The 15,850-nt window shown below is 67.2% G+C and carries 10 protein-coding genes and 1 pseudogene; 6 read left to right on the forward strand and 5 right to left on the reverse strand.

What is annotated here, in order from left to right; genetic code table 11:
- Positions 1 to 7: 7 nt before the first annotated feature.
- The gene (locus tag QTH91_RS01065; protein ID WP_286658184.1) at positions 8 to 2,983 is read left to right on the forward strand and encodes a hypothetical protein; all 2,976 of its coding nucleotides are present in this window, start codon (positions 8 to 10) and stop codon (positions 2,981 to 2,983) included.
- 22 nt (positions 2,984 to 3,005) lie between these two features.
- Positions 3,006 to 3,299 (forward strand): hypothetical protein, encoded by a 294-nt coding sequence (locus QTH91_RS01070; RefSeq protein WP_286658185.1) that lies wholly within the window; start codon positions 3,006 to 3,008, stop codon positions 3,297 to 3,299.
- 28 nt (positions 3,300 to 3,327) lie between these two features.
- Here QTH91_RS01070 and QTH91_RS01075 read toward each other — a convergent pair.
- From QTH91_RS01075 to QTH91_RS01090, 4 genes and pseudogenes are all read right to left on the reverse strand, one after another.
- Positions 3,328 to 4,827, reverse strand: a pseudogene (locus QTH91_RS01075) (MFS transporter); the annotation flags it as partial.
- Positions 4,824 to 5,186 (reverse strand): YciI family protein, encoded by a 363-nt coding sequence (locus tag QTH91_RS01080; protein ID WP_286658187.1) that lies wholly within the window; start codon positions 5,184 to 5,186, stop codon positions 4,824 to 4,826. The gene QTH91_RS01080 and the pseudogene QTH91_RS01075, both read right to left, overlap by 4 nt.
- Positions 5,183 to 5,545 (reverse strand): YciI family protein, encoded by a 363-nt coding sequence (locus QTH91_RS01085; protein ID WP_286658188.1) that lies wholly within the window; start codon positions 5,543 to 5,545, stop codon positions 5,183 to 5,185. Before QTH91_RS01085 ends, QTH91_RS01080 begins: the two co-directional genes overlap by 4 nt.
- Before the next feature lie 93 nt (positions 5,546 to 5,638).
- On the reverse strand, positions 5,639 to 6,928 hold the full coding sequence (locus tag QTH91_RS01090) for an RNA polymerase sigma factor (RefSeq protein WP_286658189.1): 1,290 nt from the start codon (positions 6,926 to 6,928) through the stop codon (positions 5,639 to 5,641).
- Between the two features lie 190 nt (positions 6,929 to 7,118).
- Between QTH91_RS01090 and QTH91_RS01095 the strand changes: the two genes are divergently transcribed.
- Genes QTH91_RS01095 through QTH91_RS01105 form a run of 3 tightly spaced genes read left to right on the forward strand, consistent with a single transcriptional unit; the run spans position 7,119 to position 13,373 of the window.
- Positions 7,119 to 8,684: an efflux RND transporter periplasmic adaptor subunit gene (locus QTH91_RS01095; protein WP_286658190.1), complete on the forward strand. Its 1,566-nt coding sequence runs from the start codon at positions 7,119 to 7,121 to the stop codon at positions 8,682 to 8,684.
- Positions 8,681 to 11,872, forward strand: a complete 3,192-nt coding sequence (locus QTH91_RS01100; protein ID WP_286658191.1) for an efflux RND transporter permease subunit — start codon at positions 8,681 to 8,683, stop codon at positions 11,870 to 11,872. Before QTH91_RS01095 ends, QTH91_RS01100 begins: the two co-directional genes overlap by 4 nt.
- Entirely contained in the window at positions 11,859 to 13,373 is a 1,515-nt protein-coding gene (locus tag QTH91_RS01105) for an efflux transporter outer membrane subunit (protein WP_286658192.1), read from the forward strand. The genes QTH91_RS01100 and QTH91_RS01105 overlap by 14 nt, the downstream gene beginning before the upstream one ends.
- Here the strand turns inward: QTH91_RS01105 and QTH91_RS01110 are convergent.
- Entirely contained in the window at positions 13,352 to 13,738 is a 387-nt protein-coding gene (locus QTH91_RS01110; RefSeq protein ID WP_286658193.1) for a c-type cytochrome, read from the reverse strand. The genes QTH91_RS01105 and QTH91_RS01110 overlap by 22 nt on opposite strands.
- Positions 13,739 to 13,868: 130 nt before the next feature.
- Between QTH91_RS01110 and QTH91_RS01115 the strand changes: the two genes are divergently transcribed.
- Positions 13,869 to 15,791: a bifunctional metallophosphatase/5'-nucleotidase gene (locus QTH91_RS01115; protein ID WP_286658194.1), complete on the forward strand. Its 1,923-nt coding sequence runs from the start codon at positions 13,869 to 13,871 to the stop codon at positions 15,789 to 15,791.
- Positions 15,792 to 15,850 lie beyond the last annotated feature (59 nt).

Here is a 15,850-nt window from a genome sequence, read left to right on the forward strand (position 1 = left end):
GGGCGCGATGAGCTCAACCCGATGGACGCTGCTGGGCCCCACCGGGGTGCTCGACGGGCAGATGCACCTGCCTTCCACACCCAACGGGCCCACCATCGCCGGCCGCGTGACATGCCTCGTTCGCGGCAATGCGGGCGCCATGTTCATCGGCACGGCAGGCGGCGGCGTATGGCACTCGGGCGACGAAGGCGTGAGCTGGCGGCCGCTGACCGATCGGCTGCCGTGCGCCTCCATCGGCGCACTGGCGTTCGACGCGGCCAACCACCGCTTGTGGATCGGCTCGGGCGAGGGCAACCGCGCCGGTCGCGCCATGTTCGGGCAGGGCCTGTTCATGCTGGACACGACCACGCTGGGCAATGCCACGCCGACCATCACGCGCTTTACCAACCTGCCGGCGCCGCGCGGGGCCGACGACTTCCGCGCCTTGCGCAGCGCGCAGATCCTGCTGGAGCCCGACGGGGCCAATCCGCCCATCGTCTGGTGGGCGACCAACGATGGACTGTTCCGATCGACCGACAGCGGCGGGGCCTGGACGCAGGTCACCTTCAATGGCCGCCTGAGCGACGACGTGGCCTCGATGGTGCTGTGCACGAGCCAAGGCACCGCGCGCATGCTGGTGGCGCTTTGGGACCAGCGCCTGTACGTGCGCCGCGCGGCGGACCCGACGCAGTTCGATGCGCTCACCACCGACCTGGGCGCCTTGCCCGCCGTGGCGGCCATGGGGCAGCGCATCATCCTGGCGGTGGCGCCCAGCAACGCCGAGCGCGTGTACCTGGCGCTGGGCCGCAGCGACAACAGCTGGGACGGCATCTTCAAGAGCGATGCCGGCGGCAAGGGCTGGACGCGCATGACGCTGCCCGCCGCCACCTCGCCGCAGCGTCCGCTGGGCCAGTCGCACTACAACATCATCCTGTCGGTGCATCCCACCACGCCGGACACCCTGTACTTCGGCGAGACGGGCATCTGGCGCAGCACCGACGGCGGCAGCACCTGGACCGACCTGGCATCGGCCACACCGGGCACGCATTCCGACCAGCACGCGCTGGCCTTCGATGCGGCCGACCCCACTCGCGTGTGGCTCGGCAACGATGGCGGCGTGTGGCTGTCGACCGATGGCGGCAGCACCTGGTCTTCGCGCAACCGGGGACTGGCGACGCTGCAGTACTACGCGCTGGTGCATCACCCCACGGTCGACAGCGTGCTGCTGGCGGGCGCGCAGGACAACGGCACGCAGCGCTACGCCGGCCACCCGGGCTGGAGCCTGATCGGCGGTGGCGACGGCTTCTTCTGCGCCATCGACCCGATCGACCCGCGCTACTGGTACGCCAGCTACGTCTACCGAGACGGCAGCGGCAACATCGCGGCGATCCAGCGCTCCGATGCCGCAGGCGCCAACTGGGTCACCAAGACCAGCGGCATCGACCCGACCGAATACGGCGCCAACAACGAGCCGTTCTACGTGCCCTTCGTCTGCGATCCGGTGGCGCCCCAGGTGCTGTGGCTGGGCACCACGCGCCTGTGGCGCAGCCAGGACCGCGGCGAAAGCTGGCAGGCGGTGCGCAAGGCCGACGGCACTTTCTTCTCGACCACCGCGGGTACGCCCTTCGGCGCCAACAGCATCAAGTGCATCGCCGTCGACCCCAACGACAACACCAACGTCTACGTGGGGACGGGCCACGGCCGCCTGTTCCGGGTGCACATCGACAGCGTGGCGGCCAATGGCCAGGCGACCGTCACCGTCACCCAGGCGCGCACCAGTGGCGCCGCGCCCCTGCCAGATCTGCGCGAGTTCACCGACGTGGCGGTGCCCAAGCTGGCGGCGCCCGGTGCGCTGGCGCCGGTGTATGCGGTGCAGGGCAGCAGCTACCTGACCTTCAGCGGCTTCGCGCCCACGCCGGTGAACGCCGGGCGCATCTGGAAATACGACTTCACCAGCGGCGCCGCGCCCGACTGGACCGCACTGGGCACGACGCTGCCGGCAGTGACTTTCCCTTCAGGGCCGGCACTTGGCTTCGAATGGAATTTCGTCAACGCCATCGCCATCGATCCGGCCAACGTGCAGCGCCTGTTCGTGGGCTGCCACATGGGCGTCTTCGAAAGCGTGGACGGCGGCGCGAGCTGGACGCCCGCCTTCGGCACCGATCTGCCGTTGGCACCCGTGGTGGACCTGCAGTTCCATCCCGCGCATCGCTTGCTGCGCGCGGCCACGATGGGCCGCAGCGTGTGGGAACGGCCGGTCGATCCGCTCGGCGCGCCCGAGACGCAGGCGGACCTCTACATCCGCGACAACGTGATCGACATCGGCCGCTTCGACACGCCCGACAGCGGCACCGACCCGCTGGCCGCGAGCGGCACGCTGGCCTGGTTCGATGCGGTGGACATCAAGGTGGACAGCTCGGCCCTGTTCGAGGGCGGCTTCCAGACGGCGCCCGGCACCATCGACTACACACCCGCCGGCGCGCTCGACTACGTGGGCTTCCAGAAGCTGGGCAGCGAAGGCCTGCTGCGCGACTGCGACGCGCGCGTGCACCTGCAGGTGCTCAATCGCGGGCCGGCGTCGGCCAGCAACGTCAAGGCCCGCGTGTACTGGTGCGAACGACAGGCGGATGGCAACTTTCCCGCGCTGCCGGCGAGCTTCTGGGCCAGCTTCCCGGATGGCGCGCTGGCCGATGGCGGCAGCTGGCACGCTGTGGCCGCGGCGCAGACGCGCGCCAGCGTCGCGCCGGGTGATCCGCAGGTGTTCACCTTCAACTTCATCGCGCCGGAAGGGCTGCACGACGTGGGCCTGTTCGCGGTGGTGAGCTGCGACGAAGACCCGATTGCCGAGTCGCGCACCGACGTGCGGCTGGTGGCCACGACCAACAAGCGAACGGCGCTGCGCCGTGCCGACCTGAGCGCATCCACCGGCACCATCGTGCTCGGCGTGCTGGTGGCCGTGGGCATGGCTGCGCTGGTGGTGGGCGCCGTGGTGGCCACGCAGTGATCAACGACCAGGAGCCATGCAGATGAACCTCGATCGACCTGAATTGACCACCGACTCGCGCATGCCTGTGCGGATCAAGGCCGAAGGCTTGCTGTCGGCCATCTGCGCCGCGCTGGCCGTGCTCACCTGGTTCGTGCCCGACTGGATCGAGCGGTGGTTCGAGGTGAGCCCGGATCAGGGCAGCGGCGAGGCTGAATGGGGCATCGTGCTGGCCTTTGCCATCGCTGCGCTGGTCACGGGTTGGATGGCGCGCAGGGACTGGCGGCGCTGGGTGCAGCGGCGTGGCCTGGAGGCTCGGCCGACGGGCTCGGGGTAGCCATCGCATCCGGCGGCCGCGTCGGACTGCGCAACATCAGCGCCGCCAATATCGCCGCGCCCAATGCAACCCCTGCGCTGACGTTTGCACAGACCTGGAAGGCGGTCTCGAATGCCTGGCGCGACGCCTCTCGCAAGGCTTGTCCCTGTCCAGCGGGCAGTCCAACCGCAGCAAGCACTGCCGAGTTCAGATCTGCGCGCGCCGCCTCCAGGATATGCGCCGGCAGGCCATCGGGCGCGGCCTGGCCCAGTGTCATCCGGTAGACAGCAACCGTCATGCTGCCGAGCATCGCGATGCCCAGGGCGCCTCCCAGTTCCGAGCTCGTTTCTTGAATGGCCGCAGCAGCGCCCGCGCGTTCGGGTGGCGCCGCACCCACCATCAGGTCGACCGACAGCGTGAACACGAACGAAAGACCCAGCGACAGCAAGGTATAGGCACTCACAAGCAGCAACGGTCCGTCGCCGCGACCGGCCCGTGCCATGACGGCGAATCCGACACTTGCGGTGAGCAGGCCGCATGCCACGATGCGGCCCGCTGGCATCACTCGCACCCATCGAGGTGCGATGGTCGAGCCGATCGCAAAGGCGAGGCCGGACGGCACGGTCCATAGTCCTGCTTGCAGCGGGCTGAGTCCCAGCACGAGCTGCAGGTACTGCGACACCAGGAGGAAGCACGCGAAGGCGACGAAGAAACCCAGCGTGTTGATGGTCAATGCTGCGCGGAAGGTGGGGCGGCCAAACAGTTGCAGGTCGATCAACGGGTCGGAGAGCCGGCGCTGGCGCCGCACGAAGGCGATTCCGAGCAGAACCCCAGCCACCACGGCGCCCGATGCCAATGGTCCAGCGCCACCTTCTGCCCATCGCTTGAGGCCGTAGATCACGCCCAACACCGCCAGCAACGACTGCAGCGCGCTGAGTAGATCCAGTCGCCCGGCTGCTTCGTCGCGATACTCGGGCAGCAGCCAGGGCCCGAGCAGTAGCAGCATTGCCATCACCGGCACGCTCACCAGAAACACCGAACCCCACCAGAAGTGCTCGAGCAGGGCGCCGCCGACCAGTGGGCCGATGGTGCCTCCGATCGAGAAGCTGGCAATCCACACGCCGATGGCCACGCTGCGCTCTTGCTCGTCGAGAAACATGTTGCGAATCAGCGAGAGGGTCGACGGTGCCAGCGTCGCACCGGCCAGGCCCAGCAGCGCGCGGGTCGCGATCAGCATGGGCGCACTCGTCGAGAAGGCCGCCAGTACCGACGCCATACCAAAGCACAGGGCACCAATCAACAGCAACTTGCGCCGCCCGATGCGGTCGCCGAGCGTGCCCATGGTGATGAGCGAGCCGGCCAGTACAAAGCCGTAGATGTCGACGATCCACAGCATCTGCGCGCTGGTCGGCGCCAGCGCCGCGCTCAAGTGCGGCACCGCCAGGTTCAGGACCGTGAGGTCCATCGCATAGATCATGCAGGGCAGCGCGATGACGGCCAGGCCGATCCATTCTCGTGGACCCGCCTTGTTCGCGACTTTGAGATTCATGGCACAGCCTTCTGGTGTGCCACCGGTCTCAGCTCGATGCTGCCGACACGCGCCGACGGAATGCCTGCTGCGATCCTCACCGCATCCTCCTCGCTCGCGGCATCGATCAGGTAGAAGCCGCCGAGCTGTTCGCTGGTTTCGGCGAAAGGGCCGTCGGTCACCCACAACTTGCCCTGGCGCACGCGAACGATGGAGGCGGAGTGCGCCGACTCCAACGCTTCTGTAGCGACAAGCTGGCCGCTTGCGCGCAGCGCGTCGTCATAGTCGAGGTGTGCGTTGACGAAGCTGGCGAATTCCTCGGGCGGAACGCCGTCGGCCATTTGTGCATCGCTGCAGTGGATCAGACACAGGTATCTCATGGCGCCATCCTTTCCACGACGGCAGCCCGGCGCACTTCGATGCTCGCGTAGCGCGCCATTGGCACGCGCGCTGCGACCTGAATTGCCGCATTGAGGTCCGGCACATCGATCAGCAAGAAGCCGCCAAGCTGTTCCTTGGTTTCGATGAAAGGCCCGTCGGTCCGATGAATTCGACCCTGGCGAAGCTGGACAACCTTTGCCGTGTCGAGCCGTTGCAGGGCATGAGCGACCAAGAGCTGGCCGCGGCTTTGCAGTTCCAGGTCGTAGGCGAGCGACTCTCGCTCCAACGCAGCAAGCGCAGCGGGCGAGAGCGCGTCGAGCAACCCTTCGTCGAAGTGGACAAGGCACAGGTAGCGCATGACGGATTCCTCTGAGTGACGACGTCGATGTGACGACCACACTGGTCGAACGGGACGCGTGGTTTTCGACAGCCCGGCCGCAAAGAATTTGTATCAGGTCGTAGGGTCGGCGCGGTTGAGGGCGGCAAGCCGCATCGTCATGAAGGCGCGCTCGGGTGCCTGCTGCGCCAATTCCAGGGCGCGCTGGTACGACGTGCGCGCCTGTTCGACGAGGCCCATGCGGCGACACAGGTCGGCCCGCGCGGCGTGTGCCAGGTGATAGTCGTTCAGCGCGCCGCGCGCGAGCAGAGCGTCGATGAGCGCCAGGCCAGACGCCGGCCCGTCGCGCATGGCAATCGCCACGGCGCGGTTAAGTTCCACCACCGGCGATGGCGCCGCCCGCAGCAGCACGTCGTAAAGGCCGGCGATCTGCGGCCAGTCGGTGGCCGCCGCGTCGGGAGCGTCGGCGTGCAGGGCCGCAATGGCCGCCTGCACGGTGTACGTGCCGAAGCGGCGCGAGGCAAGCGCCTGCTCCACCAGGGTCTTGCCTTCGGCCATCAGTGCCTTGCTCCAGAGCTTGCGGTCCTGGTCTTCGAGCAGGATCAGGTCGCCGGCGTGCGTGCTGCGCGCGTCTCGGCGTGATTCGTGCAGCAGCATCAGGGCCAGCAGGCCCATCGCTTCCGGCTCGGGCAGCAGTTGCAGCAGCAAGCGGCCCAGCCGGATCGCTTCGGCTGACAGGTCGGGCCGCGTGAGGCGGTCGCCGGCAGAGGCCGAATAGCCTTCATTGAAGACCAGGTAGACCACCCGCAGCACGTTGTCCAAACGTGCGGCCAGTTCGGCGCGCTCGGGCACCTCGTAAGGTATGCGCGCTTCGCGGATGCGGGCCTTGGCACGCACGATGCGCTGAGCCAGCGTAGGCGCGGGCACCAGGAATGCACTGGCGATGGCTTCGGTACTCAGGCCACACACCTCGCGCAGGGTCAGCGCCACCTGAGCCTCAGGCGCCAGGGCGGGGTGACAGCAGGTGAACATGAGACGCAGGCGATCGTCTTCGAGCAGATCGTGCTGCACATCGCGTTCATCCCAGTTGGACGTCGGGTCGCATGCGTCCCGGGCGGCTTCGCCCGCCTCGTCCCACCCGACAAGCCGGGCGTTGCGCCGCAGTCCGTCGATCGCCTTGAATCGGCCGGCCGACACGATCCATGCGCGCGGGTTATCGGGAACGCCCTCGGTCGCCCACCGCTCCAGTGCAATGCGAAAACCGTCGTGCAGCGCCTCCTCCGCCATGTCGAAGTCCCCCAGCAGGCGCACGAGCGTCGCGAAGATGCGCCGGCCTTCGGCTCGGTAGAGCGCGTCGATCGCCTTGTGGACGCCGTTGGATGGAAGAACAGGGCGGTTGGGCATGCGAGTCGTTGGTGCAGCCGGGCAAATCTACTCGACATTCAAGCGGGAATCGACCCAAGGTCGGGCTCGCGGCCAGCACCGCCCACTCTCGCCATCCATCCCTCACGTAACCTTTGAATTCAACCTGCATTCAATGGTTGAATGGCGGTCTAACAAATGACCATCCACGTGGCGGTGAGGAAGGCGATTCATGCAGATCAGCTATTCCGGGGGACTTTGTCTGGCCCTGTGTGCCGCTGGGCTGATTGCGGCCTGCTCGAAGCAAGAGGCCGCCGCGCCAGCCGCACAGGCGGCTGCGGTGTCGGCTTTGGCGGTTCAGGCCAGGACGATCCCGGTGACCTTCCAGTTCGTGGGGCAGACCGAAAGCCCTCAGCAGGTCGAGATCCGGGCCCGCGTGGCGGGCTTCCTGGAAAAGCGGGTCTACCGCGAGGGTAGCCGCGTCGAGAAGGGCCAGGTGCTGTTCCAGATGGACGCCAAGCCCTTCGCGGCCGACCTGCAGGCCGCCAACGGCGAGTTGGCCCAGCAGCAGGCGCGGCTGTCCACGGCCCGCGCCAACCTCGCCCGCGTGAAGCCCCTGGTGGCCGACAACGCGCTGGCAGCCAAGGACCTGGACGATGCCACCGGTCAGGAGCAGGCCGCCGCAGCGGCTGTGGAGTCGGCCAAGGCGCGGGTGATCGACGCCCAGCTCAAGCTCGGATACGCCACCATCACCTCGCCGCTGGAAGGCCTGTCTTCCTTCGCCAAGGTGCAGGACGGCGCCTATGTGGGTCCCGCCAACAGCCTGTTGACCTACGTGGCTCGGCTGGATCCGATCCGCGTGAACTTCAGCCTGTCCGAGAACGAGACGCTGCGGCTCAAGGACGAACTGGCCAAGGGCCAGTTGCGCGGCATGGCCAATGACGACTATCCGGTCGAGCTCGTGCTGGCCGATGGCTCGGTGTACCCGGAGCATGGGCGCATCACCTTTGCCGATGCCGCGTTCAGCGAAGAGACCGGCACTTTCCTGCTGCGGGCCGAGTTGCCGAATCCGAAGGGGGACCTTCGACCCGGGCAGTTCGTGCGCGTGAACGTGCTGGGCTTTACCCGGCCAAACGCGATCGTCGTGCCGCAGCGCGCGGTGCAGGAGGGGCCGCGCGGGCAGTTCGTCTGGGTGGTGGATGCCCAAGGCAAGGCGCTCCAGAGACCGGTCACGGCCGGAGACTGGGTGGGCGACCAATGGCTGGTCAGCCAGGGCCTGAAGGACGGGGAGCGCGTGATCGTCGATGGCTTCATGCGCCTGGCGCCGGGCATGCCGGTGCAGGCCAAGGAGGTGGCGGCCGAGCCCCTGCCAGCGGCGGCGGGAGGCGCGGCCGCTTCGGGTGGCTCGGCGACCTCGCAGGCGCCGCCGGGTGCAGCCGCGCCACCCACGACACAGGCGGCGCGAGCGTCGCCGCGCGCCGGCACCGAATCGGTCTATTTCGACGTCGACCGTGCGCGGGTGGATGCCACCGGCCAGGCCGTGCTGGGGCAGGTGGCCGCTGCCCTGCGCGCGCAGCCAGAGCTTCGCGTGACGCTGCACGGCTATGTCGATGCCAGCGGCAGCAGCAAGCGCAATCGGGAACTGGCGCGTCAGCGCGCCAACGCGGTGCGCGACGCGCTGGCCGCCGCCGGCGTTCCGGCCGACCGCATCGTGCTCGAGAAACCCGCCGACATCACCGGCGGCCAGTCCCCCGCGCAGGCGCGGCGGGTGGACCTCGTGCTGGCGGAGGCACGATGAAGCTGGCGCACTTCTTCATCGACCGCCCGATCTTTGCAAGCGTACTTTCGATCATCCTGGTGCTGGCCGGCACCGTGGCCATGCTCAACCTGCCGATCGCGCAGTTCCCGGACATCACGCCGCCGCAGATCTCGGTGACGGCCACCTACCCAGGCGCCAGCGCCGAGGTGGTCGCGCAGAACGTGGCGGCGCCGATCGAGCAGCAGGTCAACGGCGCGGACGCCATGATGTACATGAACTCGACATCGAGTTCGACCGGCAACATGACGCTGTCGGTCTACTTCGACATCGGCACCGACCCGTCGCTCGCGCAGGTCGACGTGCAGAACCGCGTGAACCTCGCGCTGCCCACGCTGCCATCGGCGGTGAGCCAGCAGGGCGTCTCGGTGGCCAAGAAGTCGCAGGCGTTCATGATGATCGTGGCGATCTACTCGCCCGATGCCAGCCTGGACCAGACCTATGTGGCGAACTACGCCAACATCAATGTGCTGGACAACATCAAGCGCATTCCCGGTGCGAACCAGAGCTCCATCTTCGGTGCTCCCGACTACGCCATGCGCCTGTGGCTCAAGCCCGACCGCATGGCCAGCCTGGGCCTGACCGCGACCGACGTGCAGAACGCCGTGGCGCAGCAGAACCAGCAGTTCGCCGCCGGGCGCCTGGGCGCTTCGCCCACGGCAGCGCCGGTGCAGCAGACCTTTCCGGTGGCCACGTCCGGCCGGATGACCGAGCCTTCGCAGTTCGAGAACATCATCCTGCGGGCGCAGCAGGGAACCGGCGCCATCGTCCGGGTCAAGGACATCGGCCGCGCCGAGTTGGGCGCCAAGGATTATTCGATCCGCTCGAAGTACAACGGCAAGACGGCCACGCTCATTGCCATCTACCAGCAGCCCGGCGCCAACGCGCTGCAGGTGGCCGACGATGTGCGAAAGGCGCTGGCCGAGATGAAGAAGACCTTCCCGCCCGGGCTGGACTACGACGTCGCGCTGGACACCACCGAGTTCGTCAAGGAATCCATCGACGAAGTGGTGCACACCTTTTTCGAGGCGGTGGTGCTGGTGGTGCTGGTGGTGTTTCTGTTCCTGCAGAGTTTCAGGGCCACCATCGTGCCGATCCTGGCGGTGCCGGTGTCGATCATCGGCGCCTTCATCGGCATGACGGCGATGGGCTTCTCGATCAACATGCTGACGCTGTTCGGCATGATCCTGGCCATCGGCATCGTGGTCGACGACGCCATCGTGGTGGTGGAGAACGTCGAGCGCAACATGACCGAGTTCGGCCTGGACCCGAAGGCCGCCGCCAAGCGCGCGATGGACGAGGTCAGCGGGCCGGTGGTGGCCATCGTCCTGGTGCTGTGCGCGGTGTTCATCCCGGTGGCTTTTCTGTCGGGCATCACCGGCCAGCTCTACAAGCAGTTCGCGGTGACGATCGCGGTGTCGGTGGTGTTGTCGGGCGTGGTGGCGCTCACGCTGTCGCCGGCACTCGCCGCCATCCTGCTCAAACCGCATCCGCCGGGCAGCGAGCATGGCAAGAAGGGTTTCTTCGGCTGGTTCAACCGGAGCTTCGCAAAGCTGACCGATGGCTACGGACGCACGGTGCAGCTCGCGATCCGACGCGTGCTCATGGCCCTGTTGCTCATCGTCGGCATGGTGGTGATCATGCTGGGCCTGTTCAAGCGGGTGCCTTCGTCGTTCCTTCCGGTGGAAGACCAGGGCTACCTGTACACGGCCGCCATCCTGCCCGACGCGGCGAGCCTGGACCGCACCGAGGCCGCGACCGACCGGGCGCAGAGCTGGTTCGCCAAGCAACCGGGCGTGAAGTCGGTGGCCACGGTGCCGGGCTTCTCGCTCATCGACTCGCAACTCAAGGCCAATGCCGGCGTGCTGTTCGTCTCGCTCAAGGGGTTCGGCGAGCGGCAGGCTGCCTCCGACAAGGCCGACGCCCTGATTCGCGACGCCTCGCACGAATTCGCCAAGGACCAGGAGGCCGTGCTGGTGCCGGTCAATCCACCGTCGATTCCCGGCCTGGGCACGACCGGCGGCTTCGAGTTCTGGGTGCAAAGCGAGGGCGATGCGACGCTGCAGCGGCTGGAAGAACTCACGCGGGCCATCATCGCCAAGACACGGCAACGGCCAGAGCTGCAGGGCGTGAACTCCACCATCAACACGCGATCGCGGCAACTGATGGTGGACGTGGACCGCGACAAGGCCGAAAGCCTCGGCGTGCCCGTGCAGGATGTGTACAGCACCTTGCAGACGCTGTTCGGGTCGCTCTACGTGAGCCAGTTTCCGAAGAACAGCCGGCTGTTCCAGGTCATCCTGCAGGCCGAGCCTGACTACCGCACCAGGCCCGAAGACCTTCAGAACATGTACGTGCGCAACCGAAGCGGCGAAATGGTGCCGCTCAAGGCGCTGGCCAACACGCGCTACGTGGTGGGCTCGGACCTCGTCACGCGCTTCAACAACTATCCGGCGGCCAAGATCTCGGGCGGGCCGGCGCCGGGCTACAGCTCGGGTCAGGCGCTGAATGCGATGGAGGCCGCGGCGCGCGAGGTGCTGCCCGAGGGCTTCTCGTTCGCGTGGTCCGGACAGGCCTACGAGGAGAAGAAGTCCGGCTCCACCGCCGGCGCGGTGTTCGCGTTTGCGCTGGTGATGGTGTTCCTGATCCTTGCCGCCCAATACGAAAAGTGGTCCCTGCCGATCGGCGTGCTGCTGGCGGTGCCGTTCGCGCTGTTCGGTGCCATCACCGCCATCTGGCTGCGCGGCACCGAGAACGATGTGTACTTCCAGATCGGCTTGACGGTGCTGATCGCACTGGCGGCCAAGAATGCCATCCTGATCTTCGAGTTCGCCATCGAGCTTCGGCAAAAGGAGGGCCTGTCGCCCTACGACGCGGCGCTTGGGGCGGCCAAGCTGCGGCTGCGGCCGATCATCATGACGTCGCTGGCCTTCATCCTCGGCTGCGTGCCGCTGGCCATTGCGAGTGGCGCGTCGTCGGCCAGCCGGCATTCGCTGGGCACGGGCGTGATCGGCGGCATGCTGGGCGCAACGGCGATTGCGATCTTCTTCATTCCCATGTTCTTCTGGGGGCTGGAGACCTGGAGCGACCGCAGCAGCAACAAGAAGAAGGCGCCGCATGCGCCTGCGCCGGGCGATGAGGGCGCGGAGGAGGGGCATGCCACGCACTGACCTTCATGGACCAGCGACGCGAGCGCCGCTGCCGGTGCTTGCGGCGACATGCGCCGCACTGTTGCTCGTGTCGGCTTGCACGCTCGGGCCCGACTACCGGCGCCCGGAACTGGTTGTCCCGGAGCAGTTCCGCGCTGCCCCGGCCGAAAGCACGTCGACGAGCGCCACCGCCACGGACACCGCCTGGTGGCAGCAATTCGGCGATCCGCAACTCGATGCGCTGGTCGACGAGGCGCTGGCCAACAATCTGGATGTGGTGGCCGCTGCGGCACGCGTCGACCAGTTCTACGGAGTGCTTGGCACGACCCGTGCCGCACTGTTTCCGCAAGTCGGCGCAGACCTGACCGGCAGCCGCCAGCGCGCCAGCCGCGAGACCGTGACGGGGGCGCCCCTCACCAACCCCTACGACTCGGTGCAGGCCGCCTTGCTGGCCAGCTGGGAGCTCGACCTGTTCGGGCGAACGCGCCGCCTGACCGAGGCCGCCACTGCCGAAGCCAGGGCGAGCGAAGCGTTTCGGCGCGGCACGGTCCTGTCGTTGGTCGCCGCGGTCACCACCGGCTACGTGCTGCTGCGTGACCTGGACAAGCAGGTGGAGGTGGCGCGCGATACGGTCAAGCTGCGCGAGGATTCGCTCAAGCTCTTCGAGCGGCGCTTCAAAGGCGGCGTGGTGTCGGACCTGGAGGTCAGCCAGGCGCGGTCCGAATACGCCACTGCGTTGCGCACGCTGCCGCAACTGGAGTATTCCGCCGCGCAGCAGGAGAACGCGTTGTCGGTGTTGGTCGGCCGCAATCCGGGGCCCGTTTCGCGTGGTCGGGCCATCGACCAATTGGCGCTGCCCGTGGTGCCTGCGGGACTTCCATCCGAACTGATCGAGCGGCGGCCCGATCTCGTGGCGGCGGAGCAGGCGCTCGTGGCCGCCAATGCGCGCATCGGCGCGGCCAAGGCCGCTTACTTTCCGAGCATTTCGCTCACCGGCGCATTTGGCGGTGCGAGCCGCAGCTTGTCGGATCTCTCGAAGGGGTCGGCGCGCATCTGGTCGTATGGGTTGGACATCAGCGTTCCGATCTTCACCGCGGGCGCCATTGCCGGCCAGGTGCAAAGCGCGGAGGCCGCACAGCGCGAATCGCTGGCGCGCTATCGCAAGGCGGTGCAGTCAGGCTTTCAGGAAACCGAGAACGCGCTGGTGGGCGTGAGCAAGTCAAGACAGGCGCGCGATGCGGCCGAACAGCAGACCGTCGCGCTGATCAACTATGCCCGGCTGGCGCGCAGGCGCTACGACGGCGGCTACACCAGCTACCTGGAAGTGCTGGACGCAGAGCGCAGCCTGTTCAATGCACAACTGCAACTGTCGCAAAGCCAGGCCGAAGTGCTGCTGCAGTCCGCCGCGCTGTACAAGGCAATGGGCGGTGGCTGGCTGGATCTTGCGGATCAAAAGACGCTGCAGCCATCGGTGGCGACGCGTGAAGTTTGCGGGCCGGCCTACGGGAACGTCTGCAGATAGGCGAACAGGTCGGCCAGCTTCTGCTCGCTGTATGCCCAGCCGCTGAAGCGCATGGACGTACCGGGCACGACTTCGTCGGGGTGGCGGATGTACGCGGCCAGGGTGCTTGGCGACCAGACGATCTCCGACTTGCGCATCGCGGGCGAATAGTTGAAGCCCGCTTGGGTGCCGGCGCGGCGGCCGATGACGCCATCGAGGCGAGGACCGAAGGCATGCCGCGCGCCGGTGCCGACCTGGTGGCACGAGGCGCAAGCGGCGAATGCCGCCTTGCCTGCCGTGACGTCTCCCGCCTGCGGCGCGGCGTGCGCCGCCAGGCTGATGGCGAGTGTGGCGAGTGAGGCGAGGAACGCGATGCCGGCTTTCATGTTCTGCATTTTGCCCAGCGGGAGATGACTTGATGCACGTCAAAGTCGCTGGGTAGTTCGCAAGCATCATCGGCGGACGACGCATCTGCTTCATTCTTTCGACGCGTCACGGCCATTGAAGGAGACATGAATGCCAGCGAAGAACGCAACGCTCTCGCGCCGCAAATTCCTCGCGGGCGCGGCCGCCGCGGGCGGCACGACTGTCCTGACCGGAGCGCTGCCTGCAATGGCACAGGAGAAGAGCTTGAAAAGCACCTTCACCATACTGCACACGAACGACATGCATTCGAACTTCGTCGGCATGGGCCCAGCGTCAGACTACACGCCGTACACGCTCAACGACGACAAGACGCGCGGCGGCTACGCGCGCCTGGCCACGATGATCGCGACGCGAAAGAAGGCACGCGAAAACCAGGGCCCCGTGCTGATCGTCGATGGCGGCGACTTCAGCATGGGCACCGCCTTTGCCGCTGCAAGCCGTGAGATCGGCGGCGAGTTGCAGGTCATGGCCCGCATGGGCTACGACGCCACCACCTTCGGAAACCATGAGTTCGACCTCGGGCCGGACGGCCTGGGTCAGGCGATCGCTGTCGCGAGCAAGGCCGGGCGAATTCCGGCCGTGCTGTCGTCGAACACCGACTTCTCGGGCAGCGATCCCACGCTGGCCAATCTCCAGCGGTTGTCGAAAGCAGGCCTGGTGCGGCGTTACCTCGTGATCGAGCGCGGCGGCGTGCGTTTCGGCCTCCTCGGCGTGCTGGGCAAGGAAGCGCAGATCTACACAAGCGGCGGAGCGGTCAAATTCCCCGACCCCGTTGAATCCGCGCGCGAGGTGGTGAAGACGCTGCGCGAGATCGAGAAGGTCGACGTGGTCATCGCCCTCAGCCACGGCGGCGTCGAGAAGGGCAAGGACGGGCGCTTCACAACAGGTGAAGACGTGCGTCTGCCCGAGGCGGTGCCGGGCATCGACGTCGTCATCGGCGCGCACAGCCACACCGCCTTGCTCGAGCCGATCATGGTCAACGGCCGCACGCCGGTCGTACAGACCGGACTGGAAGGCAAGAACCTCGGCGAGTTGGTCATCACCATCGATGGCCCGAAGCTCACGGTCGATGCCTATCAGCTCCACCCGATCGACGACACCATTGCCGGCGACCCCGTCATCGGCGAGCAGATCGACAAGCTGAAGCAGGGCGTCAGCGCGGCCGTGTTTGCATCGCGAGGCTATGGCGTCGACCAGCCCCTGGCGATGACGACCCAGGACCTGCCCAACACCTTCACCGACATCGCCGCCGGCACGATCCTGGCCAATCTTGTGACCGACTCATTCAGGAAGGCGACGCAGGCGGACATCGGCTTCACCGTCAACGGGATGATGCGTGCCCCGCTCATGCGCGGGAAGACGGGCGTGCTGACGGTCTATGACGTGTTCGCCGTGGCGCCGCTCGGCGCGGGCGTGGTCGACACCACCGCCGGCAGCGCCATGGTCACAGGCTACTTCACGGGGATGGACTTGAAGAACATTCTGGAGTTCTTCCTCACGGACAACCCGGCTCACCCTGGCGAATACTTTCCTCGCGCATCGGGCATGCGCTTTCGCTACGACAAGTCGCGCCCTGCCTTGGACGTCGTGACGGCCATCGAGTTGGGCGACATCGACAGGGGCTACAAGGCGATCGACACTACTGACAAGGCGACTCGCCTGTACAGCCTGACCTGCCCCCTGATGGTCGGCGTGATCCTGGTCGCCATTCCCAAGTACAGCAAGGGCAAGCTTGCGCTGGTCGCCAAGCGCAAGGACGGCCAACCTCTGACGTCACGCCTCGATGCGCTGGATGCGCCGCGTGAGAACTCGGGCTTCCTGCTTGCGCCCCGCGGCACGGTGGACAGGAATAGTGTTGCCACCGGAGGCGAAGACGGTGGCATTCGCGAGGTCAAGGAATGGCAGGCAATCATGGATCACCTGCGCAGCCTGCCGCCGAAGGCCAAGGGCGAGTTGCCGGTGATCCCGGTCGACGCGCGCGCGGCGGAGGTTCGCGCGATCAGGGCGGGCTGAAGGTTGTCGCCGCTTCAGCCTCGATCGAACCGCTTCGGAGATCGGATACCGACCAAGCC

It is taken from the genome of Variovorax dokdonensis (assembly GCF_030316895.1).
GTDB classification, from domain to species: Bacteria; Pseudomonadota; Gammaproteobacteria; order Burkholderiales; family Burkholderiaceae_C; genus Variovorax; species Variovorax dokdonensis.

What these genes read in the sequence shown, in the direction of transcription:
- QTH91_RS01100 (WP_286658191.1), top strand. Translation starts at nt 8,681, where the DNA reads ATGAAGCTGGCGCACTTCTTCATCGACCGCCCGATCTTTGCAAGCGTA.
- QTH91_RS01110 (WP_286658193.1), bottom strand. Translation starts at nt 13,738, where the DNA reads ATGAAAGCCGGCATCGCGTTCCTCGCCTCACTCGCCACACTCGCCATC.
- QTH91_RS01105 (WP_286658192.1), top strand. Translation starts at nt 11,859, where the DNA reads ATGCCACGCACTGACCTTCATGGACCAGCGACGCGAGCGCCGCTGCCG.
- QTH91_RS01085 (WP_286658188.1), bottom strand. Translation starts at nt 5,545, where the DNA reads ATGCGCTACCTGTGCCTTGTCCACTTCGACGAAGGGTTGCTCGACGCG.
- QTH91_RS01095 (WP_286658190.1), top strand. Translation starts at nt 7,119, where the DNA reads ATGCAGATCAGCTATTCCGGGGGACTTTGTCTGGCCCTGTGTGCCGCT.
- QTH91_RS01090 (WP_286658189.1), bottom strand. Translation starts at nt 6,928, where the DNA reads ATGCCCAACCGCCCTGTTCTTCCATCCAACGGCGTCCACAAGGCGATC.
- QTH91_RS01065 (WP_286658184.1), top strand. Translation starts at nt 8, where the DNA reads ATGAGCTCAACCCGATGGACGCTGCTGGGCCCCACCGGGGTGCTCGAC.
- QTH91_RS01070 (WP_286658185.1), top strand. Translation starts at nt 3,006, where the DNA reads ATGAACCTCGATCGACCTGAATTGACCACCGACTCGCGCATGCCTGTG.
- QTH91_RS01080 (WP_286658187.1), bottom strand. Translation starts at nt 5,186, where the DNA reads ATGAGATACCTGTGTCTGATCCACTGCAGCGATGCACAAATGGCCGAC.
- QTH91_RS01115 (WP_286658194.1), top strand. Translation starts at nt 13,869, where the DNA reads ATGCCAGCGAAGAACGCAACGCTCTCGCGCCGCAAATTCCTCGCGGGC.